Origin of the sequence: Sphingomonas sp. (assembly GCF_025362505.1) — a bacterium.
Classification (GTDB): domain Bacteria; phylum Pseudomonadota; class Alphaproteobacteria; order Sphingomonadales; family Sphingomonadaceae; genus Sphingomicrobium.
This window is the reverse complement of the sequence record NZ_JANYGG010000080.1, coordinates 18981-45413: the sequence shown is the minus strand read 5'-3', so window position 1 is coordinate 45413 and position 26433 is coordinate 18981. Positions and strand designations below refer to the sequence as shown.

The following is a 26433-nucleotide window of genomic DNA, read 5'->3' as shown; positions in this document are numbered from 1 at the left end:
ATGGATTTGCGCACGCGGCTTTTGGCCGCGATTGATGCGGGAATGAGTTGCCGGTCGGCGGCGGTTCGGTTTGGCGTGGCCCGCACCGGCAATCGCTAGGGGCCTGCCCACGAGCCGCACGGCTTGGGACAAGTCTTTTGCCAACTGGAGCGCGGTGCAGGGCAAATATGATGCCCTCTGCGATCGCTTCGATACGGCTGAAGAAGCGTATGGCGATGCCAGCGGCCCGAGACCCGGTCGATACTTCGACGATTACAATCTCAACATGTCGATGGAACGGGGCCACGTTGAGGGCGCGCTGGCCATTTACAACACTCGTCAACGCATCACTGGCGGCGTCCAGATCGACGTCAAGCAGATCGGCGACGAGTTCGAGGCATACCGGAGACGCAATGCCGACCTTCGCAAGCACTTCCGTGTCGACGAATATTGGGAGCAGGCGAAGGCTTACCAGCCGACCTATTACGAGGCGCGCGACCGCATCATGATGGTCGCGGCACCGGACGTTGCGGCATTGCTCGTCAAGATCGAGATTGCCGCTGTATCGCTGGACGATGAGCATGCCGACTCGATGCTGGCCGATGCGCGCCGCCTACTCTCGAACGGGAGGGCATAATGGGCGCTCAGCACATAGGCTTCGTCCCGATGCCCGCCGTTGCGCTGATCCTGTCTCGGTTCGATCGGGCGCAGCTTGGCAGCTTCGTCGAGATCGCCATCGAGTTGATGGATGTCGCGCAAGGCGACACCGACCTTGAGCTCGAGATCACCGAACAGGACGACGAGCCGGAGATCGACGACGAGCCCGAACTAGACGACCATGGCGGCGGCAACGTCGAGGACGAAGGCGAGCCCGAAAACGGAATACTGCATCATGCCTACGGGATCGATCAGTCAACTGGACCGTTACCAATTCAGATCCACTGAGCGGCTCCCTCGGCTCTTGGATAACCTAGCCCCGCCCGGCTTCGGCTCGGCGGGGCTTTTTTGCCGAAAAATCTTGCGCGCACGACATTTCTTCAGCCATCCAGTGCGGCGCGTTCAGAGTTGGCGGCCTTCCCAGTCGCCCTGAGCGTCGGAGGGATAATTATGCATTACGCGATCAAGGCGCTGGCACTTGCCACAGTCTGTTTCGGAATGGCCGGCTGCAAAGTGAATAAAACTCAAGAGGGTAAGCTGCCGGACGTGAACGTCACGGCCAAGGGCGGTCAGCTGCCGGAGTACAATGTGCAGGGCCCGAAGGTGGAAGTTGGCTCGAAGAATACGACCGTCGAGGTCCCAACCGTCAAGGTCAAAACGCCCTAGTCCGCTTCAACCGATGCGAGGAGGCCGGCCATTCAGTTGGCCGGCCTTTTCTGTTGGGAATCGGTTCGCTTGCACTGGCCATCCGTCCGTGCTCATCTCGGCATCGATCAGTAAGGGGGAAATGATGAAAGTTCTTGCTCTGCTTTTTGGCACTGTTGCGTCAGCAGCACTGTCGCAGGCCACACCCGCTACCCACGTAGCTGCGCCGATGCCCGTGGCTACTATCGCACCCGCGATTGGCGGTGACACCCTCCGCGCAGGGGCCGAGGTTCAGCTCACGATGGCTGAGGACCTAACTACTCAGCACAAAGATCTGCACGACGGTCAGCGTGTTCGACTTCAGGTCGCCGAAAATGTCACGCTCAACGGACGTGTCGTAATCCCAGCCGGTAGCCCGGCTACGGGCGAACTGACCGACATCCGCAACAAGGGCATGTGGGGCAAGTCAGGGCACATCAACGGCCGAGTGCTTTACACTCGTGTCGGTGACCGTCAAATTCGGTTGTCGGGCACGTTCAACGAACACGGTTCGACTGGAACCGCAGCCGTAGTGGGAGCCGTGTTACTGATCCCCATCGCCGGCTTCTTCATGACGGGGACGAGTGCGAGGATGCCAATCGGCACCCCCGTGAAAGCATTTCTTGATGAGGACCTGAAGCTCGCCAACTAAGTGGGGCTAAGGCCAATTTCCCTTTAGTACGTCCAACGACGTCGTCCGCTCGTTTTTCGGCCGTTATTTAACGGTGCTGAGGTCATCGACCGAGATCCCACAGAGGCACGGCGCCGCGAAGTTCTCGTCGATGATAATACGACCAGCCGCCCGCATCCGGTACGACCGCACATTTCTCGTCCATTGCAAGAAGCCTGCGACCATTGAGCCAGACAGCGAGGCCAATTTCGTACGGATCGCCTTCAGGGTCTCCCGTTGCTCCGAACAAATCGATGACTGACCACGTGGGTGTCATAGCCAGTGCCTTCGCGGCCCATCCGCTTTCGGCCAAGTACGATGCGTCGCTGACAGCAATCGGCCACGCATCTGGCGTCCGGAGTCGAGGGGTGCGCATCTTTTTCAATCGGGCACCCTGCCCGCTCCGGGCGCCGGCTCTGCGATCCATCGCAGGAGAAGGAGAACTGGCAACCGGTGGCTCTGGAGGCGCCCTGGTAAACGACCCCGCAGACCGGGTCGCGGCTGCAAATCCGTTGCGACCAGTCGCTCCGTCGACCATCGCCCAAGTAGAGCGAACTCTCGTGTCACATCGAGATCAGCAATTCGAATTGACCAGTTAAGGTGCGTGGGTCGAGCACCGGAGGGGCAAACGCAAAACTTGGACTCTCATCAGAAGGTAAGGCCAGCCGTGACGCGGACCGTCCGCGGCATGCTGTAGAATTTAAAGACTGGCGGAAAATCGGCAACGACGAAATGCTTATTGAAGCAATTCGCGCATTCCAGCGACGCTTTCCAGCGACCGGCATCGGGGCGAAGCGCGAGGCTTGCACCGACCAGCCACTGCGGCGAGACGAAGTCCTGCGGCACGCTCGCGGTGCCGACCGTCAGCCGCGACTGATAGCTCGCATTCGCCGACGGGCTGAGGACCAGCGCGCCGACATGCGCGTCATAGCTACCGCCGAACGACGCAGTCAGCTTGGGTGCGCGCTGCGGAACGGCGAGGTTGCCCTGCGGGTCGACGATGCCCTGTCCACAACTCGCGGCCGTTCCCGCGCGGCACGAAGCCTGTTGCGCGGAGATGACCGCATTGGGGTTGCGGTATTTTGCGCTCTGCAGACCGAGGTTGGCGAACAGCGAGAGGCCCGTCGTCGGCACCCAGAGCACGTCCGTCTCGAGACCATAATTACGGAAATCCGATCCGTTCTGTGTGACGAAGTTGATCGCCCCGGTGCCGTCGATGAACCCAAGCGGGACCTGGAAACCCTTCACGTCAGTGTAGAACGCGGTGGCGTTGACGCGCACGCTATGGTTCGCGAATTCGCTGCGGAAACCAGCTTCGTACGACCAGACCTTTTCAGGACCGAACTGCTGGAACGTAGCGGCGCTTAGTGCACGCGCATTCCATCCGCCCGAGCGAAAGCCCTTCGTGGCGGACGCGAACAGCATGACGTCCTTCATTGGCTTGTACTGGATCGCCACGCGCGGCGTGACGAGCTTGGTCCGGTTGCTGAGCGGGATGCCGACGGCGAGGATGTCGGCCGAACCGTAGGGCGGCAGGATGCGTGCCGGATTGGCGTTCGCGACGACATCGACGCTCTTCTTCTCGTCGGTATAGCGTGCGCCGACGGTGACACTCAGCAGGTCGGTCACCTGGTAATCGAGCTGGGCATAGACCGCGGGCGCCGTGGTCTTATTGCGCAAGACGCGATCGGCCAGCACGAGCGGCACGCCAAAGGTGCCGAAGTCGAGGGTGAAAACATCGGCGAAATCGGTCGAATTATTCTCACGAATGTAGAAGATGCCGGCGGTGTAGGTGAGACGCCCCACCTTGCCGTTGAGCTTCACTTCCTGGCTGAACTGCTTGAAGTGACCGGCATTGGCGAGCGCGAAGCCGCCTGTTGAATATTTGCCGTCGAACACGTCCGTGAGATAATCCTGCTTGAGATCGCGATAGCCGGTGATGAGCGCCAGTGTCGCCTCGCCGAGCTTGATCTGTATGTTGGACGTGAACGACGCGCTCTTGGTCACGTTTTGGAAATGGAACCCCGCCTTGCGTCCCGCGACCAGCCCCGCCAGTCCAGCGGTCCGTGTGGAAAGGCCGGTGAAGCTGACCAACTCGCCGTTGATCAACGTCGATGGGACGTTGACACTGTTGTCGTGGATATAGTCGCCCGACACGTCCCAGGTGATCGACTCCGTCGGCAAGAAGCGGACCGCGGCGCGCAGGCCATAGCCCTTGTCGCCATTATTGGCTTCGCCGGTCGTGCGGTTGTGAACGAAGCCTTTGGTCGAGATGCCGAAGCCCGAGAATTTGGTGAGGACCGTGCTGCTGACCGGAATGTCGATCGAGGCGCGCCCAGTGTAACCATTGTAGTTTCCGTAGCTCGCTTCGGCATAGCCACCCAGCCGCGTCGACGGCTTCTTGAGGATGACGTTGATCGCGCCGCCCGTTGTGTTGCGCCCGAACAAGGTGCCCTGCGGACCGCGCAGCACTTCGATCCGATCAATGTCGAAGAAAGAGAAGTTGTTCGCGTTCTGACGGCTGATGTAGATATCGTCGACATAGGTGCCGACTGGCGGATCGAAGGTCGCGATCGACTCGGTGTTGCCGAGCCCGCGAATGAAATAAGTGTTGGCCGACCCGATGCCGACGTTTGATGCGCCGACCATGTTGGGGACGAGGCGCGGGATATCGAGTGTTGTGCGGATCTGCTTGGTGGTGAGATCCCGCGGACTAAAAGCGGAGATCGCGATCGGGACGTCCTGCAGGCGTTGCGTGCGGCGTTGCGCGGTGACGACAATGTCCTGGAGCTTGCCATCGGCTCCGGCGACTGGCGGCGAGGTAGCGTCGACCGCAGGCAGCCGAATGACAGTGGCGTCTTGGGCGATCGCCGGGCTAGCAACCAGGGCCGCAATCGCGACGGAAGCGTTCAGGAACGTTCGAGTGCAATTCATTGCCGAGACCCCTTTGCTAAGTCGGAATGCTCCGTTCCTCAGGCATACAAGCTGACAGGGTTCTTTTCGCAGGTCCTACAGTTTTTTGTTGTTCTATCTAACCGGCGGATTTGCAATTATTTCAAACCACTCTCCGGCCGTGCCTGTCATGCGCGACTGCGGGCTGACCCCTAAAAAGCTGACCACGGCGATGCCGCTAGGCATTCCCACTGTTGAGAGGGCGCGGATCGGCGCGTGCGGCGGGAAGGCGTCAATTTCGATCAAGGTCGATTCGCCAAAGGCCACGGTGGCAAGACGGTAACGGTGCGATGTCGGCATATCGAAGGCTGTCGACAGAACTTCGATTCGCGCTTCGAACACGGGCCCGAGCGGATGGCGGGGCGAGGCATAGTGGGTGGCGGCGTCCGCAATGTCGCGCGCGCCCAAAACCATGATAAACAGCGCTCCGACGAAGCTTTCTGCCGCCGGCAAGTCGAACCCCGGGATCGGCGCGCCGACTTCGGTCAGGTAGAGGGTCTCGCCACCAGGTCCGACAACCTGCATCGCCTTGATCTGGTCCGTGAATTCGAAATCGAGCACCGCGGGCGGGCCGATGATCTTGAACGGACAGGCTTCGGCGCCAAGCCGTTCGGCCAATGCATCGACATCCTGGACGATGATCTCGGCCGCGATCCAGCCGAGGCTCGTGAGCGGTTGGTAGCCCGGGTCGGCCTGCCCTTCGACCAGCCTGATGAACCGCGTCTCCCCACTCTCCGGGCAAAGGGTCACGGTGCGCGCCGCGGCAGCACCCGGTGCGCCCCACTGCGCGGCCAACGCGTCGCCGACGACTGCCACTCGTCCCGGGACATAGCCGAGCCAGTCGCGATAGGCGGCGATCGCGGCTTGGAGATCGGGCACCACAATCGTCACGCCGGCGAGTGCTTCGATCCTGCTCATGCGTAAGCCCGCCGAGTCGGCGCCGGATTGATGCCATAGGTGCGCTCCGCCTCGAAGATGATTTCCTCGGTCATACGGTGCGCGGCGGGCGACAACCTTATGTCGCGCCGCGTGATCAGGCACGCATGGCGCAGGATGGTCGTCTCGCTGAGATCGAGCGTGACCAGCCCGCCAAGGTGGATCAGCGGACTGACCATGTCCGGTGACACCGTCAGAATGTAATCATCGTCGAGGCACAGCCATGACCCGACGACGACCGCATCGCTGCGGATGATGCGTTTGGGCGGCGGCAACTTGGCGCGCATGTGAGCGACCTGGATCGCCTCGTAAATGTCGCCGCGAAAGGCAGGCATCATCCAGGTGAAGTCCTGCAAGTCGCGCAACGCAAGTTCGCGCGCACCGGCCAGCGGATGCGACCCGCGCACGACCAGGACGTCGCTGATTTCGAACAAGTGATGGAAATCGAGCAGTTCCGCATGCTCGGGATCATGGCTCGGCCCGCCGACAATGAAGTCGAACTCTCCCGCGATCAACAGGTCGATCATCGATTCAGTATAGCCTTCTGCAATGCGGATCTGCACGTCGGGCTGCTGGCGATGGTACCGCCGGATCGCAGTTGCGACATGGCGCCCGGTCATGGTCTCTCCGATACCGATAGTGATCGATCCGCCACGCGCGTCTCGCAGCAACTCGATTTCGGATATCATCCGCTCGGCGAGCCCGATCTGAGTCCGCGCTCGCGCCAAGAGCAGCCGACCGAAGACCGTCAGGCTCTGCTTGCCGCCGCGCTTGCGATCGAGGAAGCGAACCCCTGCCATCTCCTCCATTCGCGCGATCGAACTGCTGAGCGCCTGCTGGGTCAGGTTGAGCTTTGCGGCGGCCTCGATGAAGCTACCCTGCTCGACCACCGCGACGAAGCGGCGAAGCTGGGTCAGTTCAATGTCGTGCAAGACATATCCAGCATATTTGTTTCTTCCGCGATAGAAGCGAGGTTAGTCTGTTTTTGTCGCTCAAATCCCCGGTCGTCAAGCGGGGCAATCGACGCCAAGTACGGAAAGGAAGTCGCTCATGCTTCACCTCCAACACGCGATGCGCCCACGTCATCAGGCCGGAGATATTGCGCGTGGGCGGTTCGTCTCGGGGTTTCGCTCATTCATCCTCAACGACCTCGCCGGCGACTTGCGCGCCGCCTACGACACGCGCGTCGCGCCGGAGTTCCAAAAGAAACATGGCCGCGCGCCTGCCTCGAGCAGTGAAGTCCACAAGGCAATGCGCGCCGACCCTGCCTTCAAGGTCTACAGTGCTTGCCGCGTCCGCGCGCAGACGATGGTGTGGGACAGCGTCACTCCAGTCGTGAACCGCGAGCGCGCCGCGTTGGAGTACGTCGCGGCGGCCACCGGCGCACTAGACGCGGTTCGGCTCGACCCTGACCTTGTCACCCCGAAGAATGTCGCTGGGCTCGACGTCCACCTGATGCCAGGCGGCTATCTTGCTGCGGATGACTTTCCGCTCGCCGCCGGCGCGGTGTACGACCAGGGCCTGACGGTCTTTTCGATGGGGCTGATGGGCCAGAACCTCGACGACATCGGCCAGTCCATGGCGGCCTATGTACGCGGCGCCTTCCCGGATTTCGCGCCCGCTGCAATCCTTGATGTGGGCTGCACCGTCGGCCACAATACGCTGCCGTGGAAGACGGCCTATCCCGACGCCGATGTCCATGCCACCGACGTTGCCGCATCAGGACTGCTCTACGGTGCAGCGCGCGCCAAGCTGCAGGGCAAGGACGTCGCCTTCCACCAGATGAACGCCGAGGCGCTGGCCTTTCCCGACGCCAACTTCGACCTCGTCTTCACCTCGATGTTCCTCCACGAACTGTCGGCAAAGACCCGCGCGGCCTTCTTCAAGGAAGCGCATCGCCTGCTTCGCCCGGGTGGCCTGCTGCTCAACATGGAGCTTCCGCCGAACAGCCAGGTCGCGCCGTTCGACGGGTTCTACCTCGACTGGGACTGCTTCTATAACGAGGAGCCCTTCTACAAGGGCTTCCGCGACCAGGAACCGCGAGACCTGTGCCGCGCGGGCGGGTTCGCCGAGGCCGACTATCTCCAGTTCGTCGTTCCCAGCATCGGCATCTACGGCGCCGACGCGGTCGCCGCCGCCGCCGCCGCCGCCGCCGCGCGCGGTCCGGGTGCAATCGAGGACGGCAAGACCGGTCGCCTTGCCGAGGGTGTGCAATGGTTCGGCTTTGGAGCGTGGAAAGCGGCATGAGCGAGCCGCCGCGCCCGTCCGAGGAATTGCCGTCGATCTACGGTCCCGACGGGCGGCCCGTATTCTTCAGCGACCCGGCGATGGACCGCTTCGTGCCCGTGGTGCTCAACCTGGCGTCTGAACTGTGGGTTCAAACCGAACTGGTCGCCGACCTGATCAGCCTGATCGAGCGCAAGGGGATCGCCTCCCGCGCCGAGCTCGACGAACTGTCCGGCGACCCCGCGGTCGATGGGGAGCGCGAGGCGGCACTGACCGACTATATCAATCGAGTCCTGACGCCGCTTCGCGAACAGCGGGCGACCCCCGCGTGACCGCTGGCGCGCTGACCGCGGGATCGCCTTCGTCCCCGGCCCGGCGCGCGGCTTTGACCCTTTTCCTGATCGGCCTTGCCGCCTGGACGCTCAGCAATCTCGACCAGTCGCTGTTCGGCTATGCGCTCCCCGGGCTCCTCGGGGAGTTCCAGCGCGGACCCGAAACCGCCGGCATTATCCTGTCACTGTCGTTCGTCGCGGCGGCGGTGGCGGTGGTCCCGGCGGGGCTGGCCGCCGATCGCTATGGGCCACGCCTGATCCTGCCGGTGCTGCTCGGGCTATCGGCGCTGTTCGTCGGACTGATGGGCTTTGCGACCAGCATTGCGATGGTCACGCTGCTGCGCGTGCTTGGCTTCAGTTTCGGGGCAGCGCTATCGCCGGTGATCAACGCAATGGTCCTGACAGCTGCCCCGGCGCGGCTGCGCGGGATGGCGATGGGCGCGCTGCAATGCGGCTATCCGCTGGGGTGGCTGCTCGCTTCGCTGATGGTCGCGCCCTTGCTGGCGTCGAGCGGATGGCGCGCGGCCTGTTTCGCGGCCTTCATCGTCCCGCCGATGGCACTGGTCGTGTGGCTGTTCCTCCGTCGCGTTCCAGATGCCCAACCCGTCGCAGCCGTTTCGCGGACCGCGACGGAGGCCTCCGCATCCGGCGGACTGCGCACGTTGCTCGGGCCTAAGCACCGGCTTCATTTCTGGGCCAGCTTCGTCGTATTCTTCCTGTTTGGCGGCGCCTATGCGGGCTCGGCCTTCTTCTTCCCGACCTTCTTCACTACCGAGCGTGGCTATAGCCAGGCCGACGCGGCGACGCTGGTCGGCCTGTCGAACGGGGTCGCGGTGATCGGCTATCTGTTGGCAGCTGCGCTTGGCGAATATGTCTTCACCCGGCGCAACGTCTTCGCCTTGTGGTGCTTGCTCGGCGCGGCGGCGTTGCTCGCGCTGCTGTGGGTTTCGCACGGCCGCACCAGCGACTTCGCCTGGTTCGCGGTGATGGCAATGTTCTTCTATGGCGCGATGGCGGTGCTGCCCGTGCTAGTCGCCGAGGTCTTTCCGATCGAGCTTCGTGCAACCGCGCTCGGGGCCTGCGCCTCAGCCCCGCTCAGCCTCGGGTTCGCGCTGTTCCCGCTGATCGTCCCGTTCGTGGTCGCGAAAGCCGGCTGGGCGTGGGCATTCAGCGCCGTCGTCACTCCCGCGCTGGTCGGCGCCGCGCTGTTCGCGCTCCTGCTCCCATCGCTTCGCTCTTCGGAGGTTCACTGACATGCGGATCATCGTGCTGTTCAATCTGAAGCCCGGCGTCACGGCCGCCGACTATGAGCAATGGGCGCATGACAGCGACCTGCCGACGGTGCGGGCGCTGCCCTCGATCGCGGGCTTCGACGTGTATCGCTCGACCGGGCTGCTCGGCGGCGGCGACCCGCCCTATGCCTATATCGAGATCATCGACGTCGCCGACATGGACCGCTTTCAGGCAGACGTCGCGACGCCCGAGATGCAGGCCATCGCCGCCGAGTTCGGCAAGATCGCCGACGCGACCTTCGTGACCACCGAAGCACTGTGACCCGCCTCGCCGGCAAGATTGCGGTCGTCACGGGGGCCGGGCGCAGCAGCGGTCTCGGCGCGGCGATCGCGCATCGGCTGGCGCAGGACGGCGCGCACGTCGTCATCTCCGATATCGGTCGCGCCGTCGACGAGCTCACCCCGAGCGCGATGATCGGCGCCGAGGAGGGCATGGCTGAGGTCGTCGCTGCGATCATTGCCGATGGTGGGTCGGCGTCTGCTTACCCATGTGACGTCCGCCAGTGGAAGGAGGTTCAGGCGCTCGCCGCCTTTGCCGCCGACACCCACGGCGGGCTCGACATCTGGGTCAACAATGCCGGCATCGGCTACATCATGAAGCCGTTGCTCGAAGTGTCACCCGAGGAATGGAGCGCGGTGATCGACGTCAATTTGACGGGCAGCTTCCACGGGCTGAAGGCTGCGGCCGCCAAGATGGTCGCGCGCGGGAAGGGCGGCCGGATCATCAACATCGCCAGCCAGGCGGCCAAATCGGGATTTCCCTTCGCACAGGCCTATTGCTCGTCAAAGCACGGCCTCGTCGGGCTCGTCCGCTCGGCGGCGATCGAACTTGGCGCGCACGACATCACCGTCAACAACGTTTGTCCCAACCATGTCACGACCGGGCTTGGCGCGTGGCAGAATGACTATTTCGCGGCCAAGACCGGGCGTTCGCTCGATCAATATCTGGCCGACATGGTCGCCAAGATCCCGATGGGGCGAGCTGGCCTCCCCGAAGATACTGCCAACGCGGTCGCCTTCCTCGCGTCGGAAGAAGCGCGCTATATCACCGGAGAGAGCCTCAACGTTTCGGGCGGCGAAGAACCGCATTGAGGGGGCCTGCGACATCGGCGGTGTCGGGGAGCGCATCGACCAGCGCCGCTAGCGCGTCATGATGATCCTCCATCCCAGCGAACGCGAGGCAGCCGCGTGCCTTGGCGAGATGCTGTTCATAGCTGAGTGGCCAGGCGGGCGAGCCGAGCTGGGCATCGACGACCTCCCGAACCTCACGGCCGTCGATGCAGATCGCCACGGCAGTAGCGGGGACGAAGGCAGCGGGATCGGGATTGTCGTCAACCTCGACGCGCACCTTGGTGGCAATGGCGAGCAGCACCGGATCGGCAAGCTTTTCGGGTGTAAAATCGTCAAGATTCACCGCCCCGTGGGTCACCGTGACCGCCGCCAGCCACGCGAAACACAGCCGCGCGTAAGCGGGGGTCATGTCGGGCATGGCGGGCCGTCCGACCAGCCGCTCGATCAGCGACGGCGCTCGATACGTCAGTGTTTTCAGTTCACTAGCCACAAGCCCCTGTGCGAGAAGACCCTGCACCGCAACGATCCCGCCATGCGAAGCGCGGCCGCTCGGGAAGGGCTTCCAGCTAACTTCGGCGACGCGATACCCGTCCCGCAACCCCGCCCGCAATCGCGCCGGATCATGGCCTTCCTCGAACAGCGAAAGATAGCCGAACGGCCCCTCGATTGCGCTCATCGGCCCCGGGAAGCCGGCGGCAGCAAGGTCGACCGCCTGCACCGCCGACCGCGCCGCCTGCGCAATCTGGAGCGGCAGCGTTGGCTTGCCCTCGACATGCGCCTGCATCGTCCCCGAGGTGAAGGCGAGCGCGATGCCGAGCGCGTTGCGGATCGTCGCCGCGTCGAGCCTGCGCAGCGCGCCGATTGCGGCGACCGAACCAAAAATCCCCGCGGTCGCCGGCCGGAAGAAGCGCAGCGGAGTCGTCGCCGCCAGCCCGAGCGCCACCGCGACCTGGACCCCGACGGTCAGCGCGGTCAGCAACTCTTCGCCGGACCGCTCCTCGCCGCGTCCCAGGTCGCTGAGCAAAGCGGCCAACACCGTCGCCAGTGGATGAACCACCGCCGGCTCATGAACGCAGTCATATTCCTGCGCGTGGATCTGGAATGCGTTGACGAAAGCGGCTTCGGCCGGGGGAAGCCTCTGCTCTCGCCCCAGCACGATACACGCCCCGCCATTCCCGCTCCAGCCTTGCGCGGCGCCCAGCACGCTGTCGGCCAGCGGCGCCTTGGCTCCCGCAATGCCGACACACAGGCTGTCATGGAAGAACAACGCCGCCGATCGTCGCGCGCCTGCGTCGATCGCGGCCCAGCGAAGCGATGCGGCAAAGTCGGCGATATCGTTCGATGCATCCACGGCCGCGCGCTCCTCGATCCTGCCCATCGCTACGCGCGCAATCGCGCCCCACCCAACAATTTCCGCTTGTGGAGCGCCCGATGACCATCCTCTCCGCCGCCAAGTCGACCTTCGGCTATTCGGTCCCAACCCTCGTCGCCGGCGGCGGTGCATGCGGCCTCGTCGCTGCCCTCGCCGCGCACGATGCGGGGCAGGAAGTCGTCGTGATCGAGCGCGACCCGCTGCCGCGCGGAAGCACCAGCATGTCGCTCGGCGCGCTCTGTGCTGCGGGCTCGGCCGATCAGGCGAGGCACGGCGTCGAGGACAATGCCGACATCTTCCTCGCCGACGTCATGGCCAAGACGAAAGGCACCGCCGATCCCGTCGTCGCGCGGGCGGTGGGCGCGATGTCGGGTCCAATGATCGACTGGCTGCGCGAGCGTCACGACGTGCTGATCGCGCTCGACACCAACTGGCCGCCGGCCTTCGGGCATAGCCGGATGCGGATGCACGTCACCCCCGGACGAAGCGGAGCCGACCTGATCGATCAGCTGCTGGCGGCGTGCGACCGGGCAGAAATCCCGATCGTTACCAACGCCCGGCTGACCGGCCTGTTCGCCGATGACCGGACCGTGGCGGGCATTCGCACCGAGCGGCCCGATGGTTCGGTCGAGGACATTGGCTGCGACCGATTGATCCTCGCCACCTGCGGGTTCGGCGGCAATCATGCCATGATCGAGCGCTTCATCCCCGCCATGGCCGAGGCACGCTATTTCGGGTGGGAGGGCAATCAGGGCGACGGCATCCGGCTCGGCGCCGAGCTGGGCGGCGCGCTCGCCGACATGGATGCTTACCAGGGGCTTGGCCTGCTCGCCGATCCCGCGGGAATCGACCTCAACCCGCGCTTCCTGATCGAAGGCGGGATCCAGGTGAACCGCGACGGCTTGCGCTTTTCGAATGAGCTCGACGATGTGTCGGGCCAGGGTGCGCGGGTCATTGCCCAGCCGGGATCGCGCTCGTGGGTGATCTACGACCAGCGCATTCACGCGAACTGCTTCGACCTTCCGCAATATGTCCAGCTGTGTGAGGTCGGCGGGGTGATTCATGCGGAGAGTTTGGCTGAACTCGCAGACCGGGCGGGGATCAACCCCGTCGGTCTCGCGGTGACTCTGGCCTCGATCCCCATCGGCGAGACCGACTCATGGGGTCGTTCCTTCACCGGTCTCGCGCTTGCGCCTCCCTTTTATGCCGCGCGGGTCGCTGGCGCGATCTTCCACACTCAAGGCGGCCTGACGATCGATGCGGCCGCTCGAGTTGTCGATGCGCACGGGCAGCCCTTCCCCAATCTGTTCGCCGGTGGCGGCGCTGCGCGCGGGATCAGCGGTCGTGGAGCATCGGGTTATTTGCCCGGTGCGGGCCTCGCATCTGCAATGACGCTGGGCCATATCGCAGGGAAATTCACTCAGAGCCTGACCGAAAAAGAAGTTGGGTGATATCAGCATGATGTGATTCAATCGGTGTTGCGAGACATCGAAGGAGGATCACATGTGGACTGACACCACCCGGAGGCAGTTTGCCCGAAGCGGCCTGCGTTTGCCAAGCGATTTGACCGACGCGGAATGGGAGGTTTTGGAGCCGCTGTTTCCGGCTCGTTCGCACCGGGGACGGCCGCCGGTGTGGAGCTATCGGCAGATCGTCGAAGCCCTGCTCTATCTGCTGCGCGGCGGGTTGCCGTGGCGGATGCCGCCACCCGATCTTTTCCCGCCGATGACGACGGTGCAGCATTACTTCTACCGCTGGCGCGACATCGGGCTGTGGCGCTCGATCAACCACACGCTGCTGATGGCGGTGCGTGAGGCGGCGGGGCGCGAGGCATCGCCGTCGGCCGGGCTGTTGCCGAGCGCAAAACGATGATCGACCGTGTCCACGCACTGCCGATTGCCCGGCAGGCGCGGGAGCTGGGGATCAGCCGCGGCAGCGTCTATTATCTGCCAAGGCCGGTCTCGGCTTCCGATCTCGCCATCATGCGGCGGATCGACGAGCTGCACATGGACTTTCCGTTCGCAGGCAGCCGGATGTTGCGTGATCTGCTTGCCGCCGAAGGCATCAAGGTCGGCCGCCTGCATGTTGCTACGCTGATGAAGAAGATGGGTGTGGCGGCGATCTACCGGCGGCCGAACACGTCGAAGCCGGAGCCGGGCCACAAGATTTATCCATATCTGCTGCGCAAGCTGGCGGTGACACGGCTCAACCAGGTCTGGGCCACGGACATAACTTATAGCCCCGGCTCGGAATGGCGACTAAACCCTGCACGGGCTCGATCATCCGGGCCACTTGCTCGCTTCACTGATCTCGCGGAGCAGGCGCTCCAATGAGGCAACTTTACAATCAGGCGGACGACGGCAAATCCTTGGGAAATACATCCCAGCTCAACACCATATCATCCTCGCCGATTGGCCCATTGGTTGCCTCGTAAGCAGCGGTAGCCTGAGCAAGGGTCTGACCGGGTTCGATTGCCGAGATCCAGTGCGCGCGACCTATTTTGCGGCTGGACATCTCCATCTGCTTTACACGGTTCAACATGGTCATTTCCGTTCCTCCAGTGCGGCCACTCTTGCGGCCAAGTCTGCGGTTTCTATGATTTGCTTGTGGGCGGTCAGAAGAGCCATTACGCGGCCCGCTTCGTCCGGTGTGCAATCTCCATTTGCAACCGCATCGAGCAATGCTGACGAGGCTGTGACCGTGTCGGCGGCTGTCGCGATGGGTGGCAAGGTGATCGAGATCGGGGCATCTCGGCGAGGCGGCGCCAGCCTGTCGAGACATAGTCGAAGCGCGACCACGTCGCCGGTCAACGCCTTCTCGATTGCGGTCCGGGTCAGTGCTTCGTGCTCGCCTTCGAGCAGCTCCTCGATGGCGCGAGTGACCCGGTGTCGAGTGCCTTTGGCCTTACCCGGATTGCCAGCAGCAAAAGGCTTGCCGCGCGCATTGGCCGCGCTTTTACGCGGGCTGGTCACGCGCCCAACTCCCACAGCAGCTTGGCTCCGACCTGATCGCGTCGATTGAAATAAGCGCGGCCGTTACCGTCCTCGGCAATTGCGAACGTCGAGCAGATCGCCAGAAGCTTGCGGCCACCGAGCCACGCGGCAAGGCCGTCGCTGTAAGGGTCTCCACCGGCGTTACTAACGGCGCCGAATACGTCCAAGTCCGACCAACCAAGCGCCAGAGCCTTCGCCGCCCAGCCGTCATTGGCCAATGAAAGGGCATCGGACACGACGCCGGGCCACGCCTCCGGGCGACGCAACCGGGGAGCCGCCATGGACCTGAGCGTTTTTATCCCTGTGGAGACGGTAGGCGGCAGGCCCCTGACAGAACTGACATTAGGGACAAAACCCCTATGCCCGAGCCCTTCGGACGACCTTTTGTCCCTATTGTCACTATTGTCACAGGTCGGGCCGCCCGCCCCATAGTCTCGCCAACTTCGCGCCATCACGCCCTCCAGACCGCAGGATTGACCGAATAATCACGGGATGGACGACCCGTCGTCGCGCCGGTTCGCCGTGGCTCTGCCCGCAGCCATCCCGCATCGACGAGCGCCTCAATCGCGGGGTCGATGTCGGCGGATTCAGCCAAGCCGGGCAGCCGATCCTTGCGCTGCAGGTTGCGAGTATTGATCGAGACCAGTTTGTGCCGCTTGATATGCCGGGCGAGGGTCGCGGCGTTGCGTTCGACCGGCGGCAGGGCAGCGTCGCCGTAAACCCGCTCGGCCATCGGGATTGCATAGTCGGCCACGAAGTCCGCTGCCGCTTCCAATGTGCTGCGGCTGATCGACTTTGGTTCGGATCCACCCTCCCATGACCAGCGAGCTAGTTCCGATGCAAGCGCCAGGCGCAGGGTCAGGCCCCGAAGCTTGCCAATGAACGACTTGAGAAGCCCGCCAACTTCCTGTTCCTGATCACCGTAGAGACGGCAGCAGCTATCAAACACATCCGCCGCGTCGGGGTCGAGCGGGACCAGCACCGCCCCCGGCTTGCCATCATCCCGCATAGTCCAGTCGAGAGTGTCGAGACGACGCAGGGCACTTTCGATCCCCCGCAAATCGGCCGTTGCCGTAGGGCGGGAAAACGGCGGACGGTTTGGCCAAATGAACAGGAACCGCGCAGCGAGCCCGTCGTCGGTCACCTTGAGAAGACAATCCGACAGCTTGCCCGGCTGAATGCCGCCGATCACGTTGACCCCATTATATGGGATGCGCACGGGCTTCGCGGCGCCCTTGCGATCGACAGTGAACTGGCGACCTCCGAATGATTCCAGCCACTGCGATCGTCCGCCCGGGTTGTACCGATCGAAGCCCGAGAACCATCCGGCCAACTCATCCCGAACCATGAGGACGCCTTGAGGGTTGCCCTCCAGTATCTCACCAAGGCTTTCCGGCGTTGCGTCTTGAACGAAGTGGCGCCGGCGGCGCGGCTCGTCAGGTTCGATGGCGTGGTCAGGCAGTGCTGGCGTTGGCAGGCCATCCTTCGTGGCTGCCTTCACCAAGTCCTGCCAGTTAACCTTTTCGACTTTCGCCCGCTCCGTGTCGGCACGCCACACGTTGATCGCGTCGAGATGATCGTTTGTCTTTTCATCCTCAAGCAGCCGCAAGACATCCACAAACGGATCGAGCGCCGGGCTCTTGTTGTGACTCGGATCGCCGACCAGGCCGAGCCATAGGATCGACGGCTCTTTCCAGGTCGAGCCGGGATATGGGACGCAACGCCGCTTGCTACCGATCAGCGCCGCCGACACCGTGAGCCAACTCAGCGCGACGTAATCGACGGTGGCACCCTTATCCGCCGCCAGTTTGACCAGTTCAGGCCACGCGTTGCCAAACATCGCGGGCGGCAATTCGGGCGGATGACGACGCCCTTCCTCCAGAACGGACATGTCGGGAATCGCCACGAACGGCGGTGTGATGTCGTACACCTCGGCGGCAACGCCGTCGGCAAGCGCGGAATAGTTACGCGGCAAGACGCGTCTCCTTCACGATAATCGGAGGAAGTGGTTGCGGGCGGGTCAGGGCCTGGCGAAGCTGCGCTGCCGACTCCCGCGTCGGGCAAATGATGCGTGGCAAGCTGGCCAGCATCGAAATGTCGGACGCGTCCCAATCAACGATGCACAGCCCGGCAGCGCCATTGCGGAGCCAGTCGAGCGGCGTCAGGGTGAATTCGACCTCATCTTCCCAATGATGGCGTTCCCAGCCCCGTTCGAGCCCAAGAGCGAGACCGAGGCCAGTCCGCAGTCGCCAGTCCGACGGATCTCCCGAACGGAACACGACGAGGTCGACCAAGTCTTCGCCATCCCACACGGGCAGGAGGAGGTGCAGCGGGCCGTCGCCGGGGCGATAAAGCCCGTCACCGACATCCATCGCGTTCACGACGCCCCAGCCCCAACTATCGACGCGCTGAGCCGCCAGCGTTGCCCGAGGCACGCCCAGTGCAATAAGGTGCTTGAAATGGAGCAGCGTTGTCGCGGCACCGGCGACTGCCAACTCCTTGTCGAGATCGGGGCGCATCATGATGGCACCCGCATCTTCGCAGCGGCGCGCCTGGTTTCGGGCAGCGTGTGGTAACGCGGCGGGGACTTCACCGGCACCGACGCCACCAGATCAGCCCAGCTTGCGCCGACCGCTTCGAGCAGCTTCGTTGCCATCATCGCAGCAGCGGCCCGCTCACCATCGTGCGAAGAGCCAAGCATGCCTGCCAGTTTCGACAGCCGGTCCCGGTCGGCGCGGTTGAAGAAGAAAGGGGCGGTCATGAACGCGCCCCCCAAAACATTTCCGCCACGTCCGCTGCCAATGTCGGCGGCAGACCGAAACCACCGATCAGACATTGAATCTGCAGCACCTTTGATGTAGAAGAACAATCGTTGCCTGCCAGCAAACGAATTGAGGGCCGGGCGTCCGCTAGGATTGCCCGGCCTTTTCGCGTCAGCGGACGCGAAACCGATTCGACGGCCATCGGTCACGCGGCGATCTGCGAAGTGCTGGAGCGCACATCTGCGCTGGCCCATGCGTCGAGATCGGCGACCGCGTAGGTAACGATCTTTGGACCCAGCAGTCGGAACTTGGGGCCCGTGCCGTCAACGCGTTTACGTTCGAGAGTAGATTGGCCGATGCCGAGATAGTGCGCGGCTCTAGGAGTGCGGAGGTATCCTTGGGTCATGTTAATTTCCCGTGAGCATCACCGGATAGCGTCCGGTGGCGCATCATCACTGGTGAAGCCCAACGAAGACGGGAGACTAAATGTCAGCATTTTCGACCTACGTCCCACCCGGCATTGTCGGATGGAGGGGGGACTCTGGCAGTTTGAAGTGTCGGACACTCTTCAATAACCGCTATTTTCTGCGCATGGCGGTGTCGGACAATTAGTGGGGCTGGAAGCCTTTTAGGATGAAGCCGATCCGTTCGGCGGCTTCAGGAGACAGCGTTGATTGCCTGGTCGCGGTCCAAGCGTCTTGAATGTCACTGGTAAGGGAGACTCGCTTCGGAGGCTTGTAGTCGCGATTGAAATTCCACCTCTTGGCGAGGCCAACTGCAAACTGCAGATGATCAGAGTATGTGGATAGGTCGACGGCTGTCACCACGGCACTTGCGTGGAGGAGCCCGGCGATCTCATTCGAGAGGTCTTCCTGGTTCAAAAAAATGTAGGCGAACCTACTCTCGGCGTCGAAACGAGAAAGGGGTGAACCGGGATGGAAGCCACACCGATAAAATCGTCTAGCAGCCGGCCGAATATTCCAGATCGGCGGCGAGTAATCGGAGATCTCAACTTCCCCTGAACGTTGGATCGCTGTCCGAATATCCCCGTCACGACATCGACCGGCAATCCACTCCATCGTCTTTTCGAGAAGGGCGCGCGCGGGGACATTGGACCGATAGGTGGTGACCTCACTTCCCGACCAATCATCACCCGCTAATGCCCTGCCTACGTCGTCGAAAGCGTCACCGAGGAAAGTCCAGCCGCCGTTGCCAATCGGCCATTCCGAACGTTCGAGCCAGAAGTCGCGGTCGAGTAATGGCTCGGTCACGAGGCCGATCCGATCATCACTACGTTTGACGGCGTGGAAGTGGCCAACAATGATGTCACATGGCGGCCCCACTTTTCCAGCGCCGCCCGCTTTTCCTTCTCGAATTTGTAAAGCTGATACCGACCGACGATCCCGGCCTTGCTCCCGCTTTGATGGTTGAGGACGGCCTCGATTACTTCAGTCGGGAATTTCAGCCGTTGCAGCCCAGTCGCAGCCGTGCGCCGGAGGTCATGGATGACCCACGGCTCAACCCGCAATGCATCGATCGTATCGGCATCCGCACCGGCATCGACCGCGTCACGGCGCATCAGGTCGAGCATGGAGGCATCGAGCCGGGCCTTAACCCGCGAGAAGCCCGACACGGGCGTCTCACCCGTCGTCGTGAACAACAGTCCAGCCTTGCCGGGCAGGACAGGGACATCATCAACAATCGAAAGGGCAGGGGGACTCAAGGGCACGAGATTCGGCAGCCCGTTTTTCGAGCGCACGCCCGGCAGTACCCATTGTTTACGGACCTTGTCGATCTCGGGCCAAGCCATGCCCGCAACCTCGTCCCGGCGTTGACCGGTCAGGATGAGAAGGCGAACGATCGGTCCGAACGGCCAGCCCAGTCCTCCCGCGCCGAGCCAAGCGTAGCGTAGCTCTACGTCGGAGAGGATGCGTTCGCGCTTACCCGCAGCAGCGGGCGGCTTGATTCCCAGCATGGGCGACGCGGCGGGTCGAAGGTGCCTGCGTTCCTTGTCGCTGGCAAAACCGAATAGAAGACGAAGAACTTTGTACGCCTTCAGGCTTGGCGTGGCGCCCCGCGCGCGAAGCTGGTCGAGCAGTTCGACGATGTCGGCGTCGGTAATTTGAGTGAGTGGACGGTCACCGAACACGGGCTTGAGATCACGGCGCACGATCGCCTCAATCTCGCGCCAGCTCTTCGGTTGTTTTACCTTGGCGTACTGCTCGACAAATCTGTCGGCGAAAACGGAGAACCCCAGGCGCTCATTTACGTGAGCGGCCGCATGGGCACGCTCCTTGTCCAGCCGTTGCTTCTCAACCTGCGCCTTGACGGCGTCGAACGGATCGACCTTGCAGTCGACCTGATGGAGCAGTTCCTTCGCGCGGGTGCGTGCGGTTTCTGCCGTCCAGGGTGAGCCGTGTTTGCCGATCGTAACCCGCCGCGTCGGGGCGCCGCGACCACCGATTCGGTATTGCACGAGGTAGGAACGTGCCCCACGATCGGTGACCATGACCCCGAAGCCCTTTAGGATGTCGTCCCACAGATGAGCGCGCTTACCCATGGAAGGCGGTTCGATGCTTTCAACGGAGGTCTTGGTGATCTTGCCCGTCGCCATGGCCATTCCTTACGAGATAAGCACCGGAATAACACGCCTGCGGCAACGTGTGAAGGCCAATGAGGGCATTAAGCGAAACGAGACACGAACAACTTGGCAACATGATGCCTATTGAGGCCTTGCGATAGCGCTTGGCGATAGGTAGCAGGGACTTCCTAAACCGAAGGTCGGGGGTTCGAGTCTCTCCGGGGCCACCAACATTCACCAACCGCCACCCAAGGAGCCTGTTCGATGACCGCCTCTCCCGACGATGGCGACCTGGTGCGGCCGTCGCCCAAGCTGCCGGTGCCTGACGAAGTCGCCGACGCGGTGCGCACATTGATCCGCTGGGCCGGTGACGATCCCAATCGCGAAGGGCTGCTCGACACCCCCGTGCGGGTCGCGCGCGCGTGGAAGGAATATGCGAGCGGCTATGGCGAGGATCCGGCGGCCTTCCTGTCGCGGACTTTCGAAGAAGTCGGTGGCTATGACGAGATCGTGCTGCTCAAGGACATTCCGTTCCAGTCGCACTGCGAGCATCACATGGCGCCGATCCACGGCAAGGCGGCGATCGCCTATCTGCCGCGCGACCGGGTGGTGGGAATTTCGAAGCTCGCTCGCGTTCTCCACGGCTTCGCCCGGCGGCTGCAGGTCCAGGAACGGCTCACCGCCGAGGTCGCGGACTGTATCTGGGAGCAGCTAAACCCGCACGGCGTCGTGGTGGTGATCGAAGCGAGCCACGCCTGCATGACCTCGCGCGGGGTCAAGACGCCGGGGGTGATGATGATCACCAGCCGGATCATGGGCTGCTTCCGCGACGACAACCGCTCGCGGCGCGAAGCCTTTTCGCTGATGGGTTACTGAGGCGGAGTTCCAGTCGGCGCGTCGCTCTCGCCGTAACGGGCCTTGATGAAACGTCCTTGGGTTTCGAACGCGGCGACGTCGGATTTCGCCAGATTATCGGCGACTTCTTCCAGCTTGCCGCGGCCGGCGGCGAGGCCGTCGACGAGCCGCTGCTCAAGGCTGACCCCCTCGCCATCGGCCTGGTCGCGATAAGCGGCGGGCACGTGGACGTAGCGGTCGATCAGGCCGGGCAGGTGGAGCGACATCAGCCGGCGCGCGTCCTGTGCCGCAGGATCGAGCGACTCGACCCGGGCGAGGGTTTCCTTCAACCGCGGCAGCATCGCGCTGATCTTGTCGACCTCGGTTTGCGCGGGGGCGGGAAGTGCGCGGCGGCTGCGGAACAAATAGCTGTCGAAGCGCTCGACCATCGGCCCGTTGGGGAGGTCGGCGCCGACGTTGGGCGGGGCAATCGCGTCGCGCACCGGCATTGCGATCAACAGCGCGGCGAGGCCTACCGCCAGCGCCACCGCGGCGAGGAAGCCGAACATCCCGATCGGCATGAACAGGCCGACGAAGATGGTCAGGATGCCGACCGCGGCGATCGCGATGCCGACCCGGCCAGCGGTCCGCCCGAAGCCCGCATTGAGTCGCTGGCGTTCTCGCCGCGCGGCGTCTCTCGAAGTTCCATCACGCGCATCGAGCGACTGGGTGACGCGATCGAACCGCGCGATCGCCCGCTCGACCTTGTCGGTGCTCATCGGCTCAACGCGCCTCGATCGGGGTCAGCGGCGACGAACTGCTCTCGAGCCGGCCCTGGTTCACTCCCTCGGCGCGGGCGATATAGCCCTTCGACTTCTCGACCTCCGATCCGAGCGTGACGACGGTCTGCTTCATGTTAGCCAGCGCCTCGACCTTGAACCGGTCGATCTGGTCCATCGTCTCGTAGATGTTCTGGAACGCGCGCTGGAGCGTTTCGAGCGGGATGGTCGACGACGCCGCCTGGCTGTGAATCGCGGCAGTCTGGGTGCGGAGCAGTTCACCCGTGGAGTCGATCATGTTGGCCGTGGTGGTGTTGAGTGCAGTTACCTGCTCGAGCACCAGCCGCTGGTTGGTCATCGCCTGCGCGACCGTCACCGCGGTCCGAAGCGCCGACACCGTCGTCGTCGATGCGCGGTCAACCCCTTTGACAAGCTCGACATTATTCTTTTTGACGAGGTCGAGCGCAAGGTAGCCCTGCACGCTCACCGCCATCTGGGTCAGCAGATCGGTCGTCCGCTGGCGCGTATAGAACAGCGCCGTCTCCCTGATCGCCTTGGCCTTGGCCGGTTCGGTTGCGTCCAGTTCGTCAGCTTTGTCCTCAAGCTGCTTGTCGAGACTTTTGGAGATGTGGATCATCTGCTCGAGCCGATGCATCGTCTTCCACAACGACGCGCGCTCGGTGTCGATCGCGGCATTGTCCATCAGCAGCTCGTCCTTGCCGTTACCGAGGCGGGCGAGGATCGCGCTGATGTGGGTTTGCGAGCTGCGATACTTGTCGAAGTAATTGTTGATGCGGTTGCCGAACGGAATGATGCCGAGGAACTTGCGCCCGGTCATCATCTTGCCGTTCGCCTTGGGGTCGAGTGCTTCGACCGTGCGGCGTAGTTCGGTGAGGTCCGAGCCGATCCCGGTATCGCTGTCGATTGCCTTCACCGGCCGATCGAGGAAACGGTTCGAGGCGCCCGCCGCGTCGGCGATTTCCTTGCGACCCATCGACGTCAATTGGTCGACCTTCTTGCCGAACTCGGGACTGTTGCTGTCGAGCGCGGCGAGTTCGGCGACATAGGTCGCGACCTTGCTGTCGAGCTCGCTCGTCTCCTCGCTCTTGAGCGGAACGAGCCCCGATGCTTCCTGCATCGCCAGCGGCTGCAACGCCGCGGGCGGGTCGAGCTTGAGCTTGGTGGCGGTCGCCGTCGCAGTCGGTTCGCTGGCCATCGTTCTTCCTTCAGTTCGTCGTCGTTTGCCGGCAAGGGTGGACGGCCCACCGCGCCACCGCAAGCGCTTCTCGCTGTATTATAGGTGTAAGACGCTGTCCCGCAAGGGGAAGCCTCAACAATGGTCAGCAGCGTCTTAACCACTCACCTGAACGCTTCGCATACCTTGTCTTGGCTATTGCCTGCCAAGGGCGAACCGACGCCGGGGAAAGTTTATGCTGAAGTTCCTGCGAAAAATCCTGGGCGACAAGCGGGGCAACGCGCTGCTGATGGTGGCCGGCGCGATGCCGATGATCGTCGGCGCGGCGGGTCTCGCCAGCGACACGATTCAGTGGACGCTGTGGAAGCGCCAGCTCCAGCGCGCGGCGGATTCCGCGGCCGTCGCGGGCGTCTATGCCAAGATGGCGGGACAGGACGTCACGACCCAAGTGACGAACGACACCACCAAGAACAACCAGACCGGGATTACGCTGCTCACCGCCCCGGTGATCACCTTTCCGGCCGCCGCCAATGACTGGACGAACCCAGTCGCGGTGCAGCTTCAGGTGCAAAAGACGCTGAGCTTCAGTTCAATGTTCATGTCGACCACCCCGATCATCACCGCCAACGCGACCGCTGCGGCCGTCCAGACCGGCGATTATTGCGTGGTCAGCCTGGAAAGCACGAACACCACCGGCATCACCGCTGGCGGTAACGCCAACGTCGATCTCGGCTGCGGCATGATCACCAATTCGATTTCGATGGATGCGGCGGTCGCGTTCGGCAGCTCGCTTGTCAAGGCGAGCCCAGTGGCGGCTGTCGGTGGGCTCGACAAGACCGACAATTGGGCGACGGGCACAACCCTGTTGCCGTTCACCATCCCGCAGCCCGATCCGTTCGCGTCGGTGCCTGCCCCGACGATCCCGTCGCCGTGCAATAACACAATAAACGATAAGCCCAGCGACAACACGACGGTTACGGCGGGTTGCTACAAGAGCATGACTGTTCAGGGCACCATGCACCTCGGCGATGGCACGTACGTCATCACGGGCGACATCAACATCAACTCTCAGGCCAAGATCGACTGCAATGCCTGCACGATCATCTTGACCAACAACTCGCCGTCGCAGACCGGCATGATCACCGTCAACGGCGGCGCACAGCTCAATCTCAAGGCCCCGCTGACCGGCACCTATGCTGGCCTGATGTTTTATCAGAACCGGGGCGCGACCAGCGGAACGACCAACAAGATCAACGGCAACAGCTCCTCGACCTTCCAGGGCGCGGTCTATTTCCCGAGCCAGAACGTCGAGTTCACCGGGACGTCGGGCGTTACCTACCAGTGCATCGAGCTGGTTGCGCGGCAGGTCTCCTTCTTGGGCAATTCGCAGATCAAGAATAACTGCCCGACCTATCCCGATCCCGACAAGTTCAAGGGACGGCACGTCCGGCTGGTGGCATGATGATGGTTCGTCGCAACCTTCGCCGGCTGGCGCGCGATGCGCGCGGCGCGGTAATCATCGAACTCGCGATCTCGGCGCCGATCATGGCGTTGTTTCTGGTCGGCATGGTCGATCTCGGGCGTGGCTTTTCGACCAAGCTCCAACTCGAGCAAGCCTCGCAAACCGCGATCGAGAAGGTGATGAATGGCCAGGCGAAATCAGGCGATGCGACCATTGCCACCGCGCTTCAGGTCGAAGCGGCGAATATAGCCGTTGTGCCGACCAATCAGGTAACTGTTGATTTCTGGCTTGAATGCGATGGCGCGCGACAGGCCAGTTATACTTCTGTGTGCAGCAGCGCGTTGATTGCCCGTCGTTATATGTCAGTTTCGATTAGCAAGGTGTATACGCCGATGTTCGCGATGAGGTTCGCCGGGGCGAGTTCCGACGGCACCTATACGGTGACCGGCAAGACATCGGTGCGCACCCAATGATCCTCAAGATCAAACGCGACGAGCGCGGGCTCGCGACGATCGAGATGGCGTTCGCGCTGCCGATCCTGCTGCTGTTCATTTACGGCATTTTTCAGGTCGGGATGATCATGGCGGCAAGCGCGGGGATGCAGCATGCACTGGGCGAAGGCGCGCGGCTGGCGACCATCTACCCGACGCCAACCGATACTGCGATCAAGACGCAGATCAATAACAAGTTGTTCGGGGCCTATGTTGGTAAGTTCACGGTCGCTGACCCCGTCGCAGACCCGACCGGCAAGTCGTACAAGGATTTATCGGTGACCTACACTGTCACCCCCAATTACCTGTTCTTCACCGCGCCGGACATCACGTTGGTGCGCAGCAAACGGGTGTATTTGAGCTTCTAGCCGGCGCGCTTGGCGAAGAAGGTGGCGATCGCCTGCTTTACTTCGTCCGAACCCAGCCGCTCGGAGAAATGGCCGTTCTCCACCCCCATCCGCTCGACCACCTCGTCACGGTCGGCGGCGCGCAGGAGCTTCTGGGTCAGGCGCATGGCCTTGGCCGGTTTCGCCAGGAGCGCCGCGACCAGTCGGTCGTAAGCCGCGCTCAATTCGCCTTTCGCGGTTACGTGGCTCGCCAGGCCTAATTGCATCGCTTCGCGGGCCCCGAAGGGTTCGCCCAGCAAAAGGTGCCTCGCAGCCGCGCGACGACCCGCCAGGCGCGGGAGCAGCAGCGAACTCGCCGCTTCCGGCACTAGCCCCAAATCGACGAACGGCATCAGGAAGCGGCAGCCTTCCTCGGCGATCACCAGGTCGCAGTGGAACAGGATCGTCGTGCCAATGCCGATCGCATTGCCGTGGACCGCCGCGACGATCGGGACCTCGTTCGCTGCCAGCGCGCGCAGCAGGCGCCACACGGCAATGTCGTCATCGCTCGCCCGCGCCGGGTCACTGGAGAGGAAGTCGGCGAGATCGTTGCCGGCGGTGAAGTCGACCCCTTCGCCGCGGATCGTGATCAGCCGAAGCTCGGGATCGCTTGACGCCCCCTCGATCGCGTCGGCCAGCGCAGCGTACATCGCGACGGTGATCGCGTTGCGCCGCTCGGGGCGGGCGAGCGTGATCGCCAACACCGCGCCGTCGCGCTCGATCCGCACATGCTCGCTCATCGTTGGTACCTTCGAATCGGATGACGTTCGCCGTCGGCC

At 63.2% G+C, this 26433-nt stretch carries 29 protein-coding genes and 3 pseudogenes; 16 read left to right on the top strand and 16 right to left on the bottom strand.

Annotated elements, in window-relative coordinates:
- Positions 1-154 precede the first annotated feature (154 nt).
- The 4 genes from Q0R27_RS08195 (at position 155) to Q0R27_RS08180 (ending at position 1972) form a co-directional block, all read left to right on the top strand.
- A complete protein-coding gene (locus tag Q0R27_RS08195; RefSeq protein WP_293943215.1) occupies positions 155-616 on the top strand; it encodes a hypothetical protein in 462 nt (153 codons plus the stop codon).
- 29 nt (positions 617-645) lie between these two features.
- Positions 646-924 (top strand): hypothetical protein, encoded by a 279-nt coding sequence (locus tag Q0R27_RS08190; RefSeq protein WP_293943213.1) that lies wholly within the window; start codon positions 646-648, stop codon positions 922-924.
- Positions 925-1086: 162 nt separating this feature from the next.
- On the top strand, positions 1087-1302 hold the full coding sequence (locus Q0R27_RS08185; RefSeq protein ID WP_293943211.1) for a hypothetical protein: 216 nt from the start codon (positions 1087-1089) through the stop codon (positions 1300-1302).
- Between the two features lie 124 nt (positions 1303-1426).
- The gene (locus Q0R27_RS08180; protein ID WP_293943209.1) at positions 1427-1972 is read left to right on the top strand and encodes a hypothetical protein; all 546 of its coding nucleotides are present in this window, start codon (positions 1427-1429) and stop codon (positions 1970-1972) included.
- Positions 1973-2388: 416 nt separating this feature from the next.
- Here Q0R27_RS08180 and Q0R27_RS08175 read toward each other — a convergent pair.
- The 4 genes and pseudogenes from Q0R27_RS08175 to Q0R27_RS08160 form a co-directional block, all read right to left on the bottom strand.
- Positions 2389-2481, bottom strand: a pseudogene (locus Q0R27_RS08175) (cell wall hydrolase); the annotation flags it as partial.
- Positions 2482-2638: 157 nt separating this feature from the next.
- Complete coding sequence (locus Q0R27_RS08170; RefSeq protein WP_293943207.1) at positions 2639-4924, bottom strand: TonB-dependent receptor; 2286 nt, start codon at positions 4922-4924, stop codon at positions 2639-2641.
- A 93-nt stretch (positions 4925-5017) separates the two neighbouring features.
- Entirely contained in the window at positions 5018-5860 is an 843-nt protein-coding gene (locus tag Q0R27_RS08165; protein WP_293943205.1) for a hypothetical protein, read from the bottom strand.
- Positions 5857-6810 carry a LysR family transcriptional regulator gene (locus Q0R27_RS08160; RefSeq protein ID WP_293943202.1) on the bottom strand — a complete coding sequence of 318 codons (954 nt, stop codon included), beginning with the start codon at positions 6808-6810 and terminating at the stop codon, positions 5857-5859. Before Q0R27_RS08160 ends, Q0R27_RS08165 begins: the two co-directional genes overlap by 4 nt.
- A gap of 118 nt (positions 6811-6928) precedes the next feature.
- Between Q0R27_RS08160 and Q0R27_RS08155 the strand changes: the two genes are divergently transcribed.
- Genes Q0R27_RS08155 through Q0R27_RS08135 form a run of 5 tightly spaced genes read left to right on the top strand, consistent with a single transcriptional unit; the run spans position 6929 to position 10820 of the window.
- Positions 6929-8125, top strand: coding sequence for a class I SAM-dependent methyltransferase (locus Q0R27_RS08155; protein ID WP_293943200.1), 1197 nt, complete (start codon positions 6929-6931; stop codon positions 8123-8125).
- On the top strand, positions 8122-8436 hold the full coding sequence (locus tag Q0R27_RS08150; RefSeq protein ID WP_293943198.1) for a hypothetical protein: 315 nt from the start codon (positions 8122-8124) through the stop codon (positions 8434-8436). Before Q0R27_RS08155 ends, Q0R27_RS08150 begins: the two co-directional genes overlap by 4 nt.
- A gap of 53 nt (positions 8437-8489) precedes the next feature.
- A complete protein-coding gene (locus Q0R27_RS08145; protein WP_293943196.1) occupies positions 8490-9689 on the top strand; it encodes an MFS transporter in 1200 nt (399 codons plus the stop codon).
- Position 9690: 1 nt separating this feature from the next.
- On the top strand, positions 9691-9990 hold the full coding sequence (locus Q0R27_RS08140; RefSeq protein ID WP_293943194.1) for an REDY-like protein HapK: 300 nt from the start codon (positions 9691-9693) through the stop codon (positions 9988-9990).
- Positions 9987-10820, top strand: a complete 834-nt coding sequence (locus Q0R27_RS08135) for an SDR family NAD(P)-dependent oxidoreductase (RefSeq protein WP_293943192.1) — start codon at positions 9987-9989, stop codon at positions 10818-10820. Before Q0R27_RS08140 ends, Q0R27_RS08135 begins: the two co-directional genes overlap by 4 nt.
- On the opposite strand, the gene Q0R27_RS08130 is transcribed toward Q0R27_RS08135, so the two are convergent.
- On the bottom strand, positions 10789-12150 hold the full coding sequence (locus Q0R27_RS08130; protein ID WP_293943190.1) for an MmgE/PrpD family protein: 1362 nt from the start codon (positions 12148-12150) through the stop codon (positions 10789-10791). The two genes, Q0R27_RS08135 and Q0R27_RS08130, sit on opposite strands and share 32 nt — an antisense overlap.
- Before the next feature lie 80 nt (positions 12151-12230).
- Between Q0R27_RS08130 and Q0R27_RS08125 the strand changes: the two genes are divergently transcribed.
- The 3 genes and pseudogenes from Q0R27_RS08125 to Q0R27_RS08115 form a co-directional block, all read left to right on the top strand.
- Positions 12231-13622: an FAD-binding protein gene (locus tag Q0R27_RS08125; RefSeq protein WP_293943188.1), complete on the top strand. Its 1392-nt coding sequence runs from the start codon at positions 12231-12233 to the stop codon at positions 13620-13622.
- 52 nt (positions 13623-13674) lie between these two features.
- Positions 13675-14031: pseudogene (locus tag Q0R27_RS08120) on the top strand (transposase); the annotation flags it as partial.
- A pseudogene (locus tag Q0R27_RS08115) lies at positions 14025-14414 on the top strand (IS3 family transposase); the annotation flags it as partial. The pseudogenes Q0R27_RS08120 and Q0R27_RS08115, both read left to right, overlap by 7 nt.
- 103 nt (positions 14415-14517) lie before the next feature.
- Here Q0R27_RS08115 and Q0R27_RS08110 read toward each other — a convergent pair.
- The 8 genes from Q0R27_RS08110 to Q0R27_RS08075 all read right to left on the bottom strand — a co-directional run bounded on the left by Q0R27_RS08110 (position 14518) and on the right by Q0R27_RS08075 (position 20540).
- Positions 14518-14718 (bottom strand): hypothetical protein, encoded by a 201-nt coding sequence (locus tag Q0R27_RS08110; protein WP_293943186.1) that lies wholly within the window; start codon positions 14716-14718, stop codon positions 14518-14520.
- Positions 14715-15143: a hypothetical protein gene (locus Q0R27_RS08105; protein WP_293943184.1), complete on the bottom strand. Its 429-nt coding sequence runs from the start codon at positions 15141-15143 to the stop codon at positions 14715-14717. Before Q0R27_RS08105 ends, Q0R27_RS08110 begins: the two co-directional genes overlap by 4 nt.
- Positions 15140-15400: a hypothetical protein gene (locus Q0R27_RS08100; protein ID WP_293943182.1), complete on the bottom strand. Its 261-nt coding sequence runs from the start codon at positions 15398-15400 to the stop codon at positions 15140-15142. The genes Q0R27_RS08105 and Q0R27_RS08100 overlap by 4 nt, the downstream gene beginning before the upstream one ends.
- A gap of 215 nt (positions 15401-15615) precedes the next feature.
- On the bottom strand, positions 15616-17139 hold the full coding sequence (locus Q0R27_RS08095; protein WP_293943180.1) for a DUF3987 domain-containing protein: 1524 nt from the start codon (positions 17137-17139) through the stop codon (positions 15616-15618).
- A complete protein-coding gene (locus Q0R27_RS08090) occupies positions 17129-17686 on the bottom strand; it encodes a hypothetical protein (protein WP_293943178.1) in 558 nt (185 codons plus the stop codon). The genes Q0R27_RS08095 and Q0R27_RS08090 overlap by 11 nt, the downstream gene beginning before the upstream one ends.
- Complete coding sequence (locus Q0R27_RS08085; protein WP_293943176.1) at positions 17683-18033, bottom strand: hypothetical protein; 351 nt, start codon at positions 18031-18033, stop codon at positions 17683-17685. The genes Q0R27_RS08090 and Q0R27_RS08085 overlap by 4 nt, the downstream gene beginning before the upstream one ends.
- A gap of 501 nt (positions 18034-18534) precedes the next feature.
- Complete coding sequence (locus Q0R27_RS08080; RefSeq protein WP_293943174.1) at positions 18535-19197, bottom strand: hypothetical protein; 663 nt, start codon at positions 19195-19197, stop codon at positions 18535-18537.
- Entirely contained in the window at positions 19194-20540 is a 1347-nt protein-coding gene (locus Q0R27_RS08075) for a site-specific integrase (protein WP_293943171.1), read from the bottom strand. The genes Q0R27_RS08080 and Q0R27_RS08075 overlap by 4 nt, the downstream gene beginning before the upstream one ends.
- A gap of 231 nt (positions 20541-20771) precedes the next feature.
- Between Q0R27_RS08075 and folE the strand changes: the two genes are divergently transcribed.
- Complete coding sequence (folE, locus tag Q0R27_RS08070; RefSeq protein WP_293943169.1) at positions 20772-21383, top strand: GTP cyclohydrolase I FolE; 612 nt, start codon at positions 20772-20774, stop codon at positions 21381-21383.
- On the opposite strand, the gene Q0R27_RS08065 is transcribed toward folE, so the two are convergent.
- Positions 21377-22120 (bottom strand): hypothetical protein, encoded by a 744-nt coding sequence (locus Q0R27_RS08065; RefSeq protein ID WP_293943167.1) that lies wholly within the window; start codon positions 22118-22120, stop codon positions 21377-21379. The two genes, folE and Q0R27_RS08065, sit on opposite strands and share 7 nt — an antisense overlap.
- 4 nt (positions 22121-22124) lie before the next feature.
- Positions 22125-23336, bottom strand: a complete 1212-nt coding sequence (locus tag Q0R27_RS08060; protein ID WP_293943165.1) for a toxic anion resistance protein — start codon at positions 23334-23336, stop codon at positions 22125-22127.
- Positions 23337-23550: 214 nt separating this feature from the next.
- On the opposite strand from Q0R27_RS08060, the gene Q0R27_RS08055 reads away from it, so the two are divergent.
- From Q0R27_RS08055 to Q0R27_RS08045, 3 genes are read left to right on the top strand one after another with little or no spacing between them, the layout of a single operon-like run.
- Positions 23551-24777, top strand: coding sequence for a Tad domain-containing protein (locus Q0R27_RS08055; RefSeq protein ID WP_293943163.1), 1227 nt, complete (start codon positions 23551-23553; stop codon positions 24775-24777).
- On the top strand, positions 24774-25250 hold the full coding sequence (locus Q0R27_RS08050; RefSeq protein ID WP_293943161.1) for a TadE/TadG family type IV pilus assembly protein: 477 nt from the start codon (positions 24774-24776) through the stop codon (positions 25248-25250). The genes Q0R27_RS08055 and Q0R27_RS08050 overlap by 4 nt, the downstream gene beginning before the upstream one ends.
- Entirely contained in the window at positions 25247-25636 is a 390-nt protein-coding gene (locus tag Q0R27_RS08045) for a TadE/TadG family type IV pilus assembly protein (RefSeq protein ID WP_293943159.1), read from the top strand. The genes Q0R27_RS08050 and Q0R27_RS08045 overlap by 4 nt, the downstream gene beginning before the upstream one ends.
- On the opposite strand, the gene Q0R27_RS08040 is transcribed toward Q0R27_RS08045, so the two are convergent.
- Positions 25633-26394 carry an enoyl-CoA hydratase-related protein gene (locus Q0R27_RS08040; RefSeq protein WP_293943157.1) on the bottom strand — a complete coding sequence of 254 codons (762 nt, stop codon included), beginning with the start codon at positions 26392-26394 and terminating at the stop codon, positions 25633-25635. The two genes, Q0R27_RS08045 and Q0R27_RS08040, sit on opposite strands and share 4 nt — an antisense overlap.
- Positions 26395-26433: the final 39 nt, after the last annotated feature.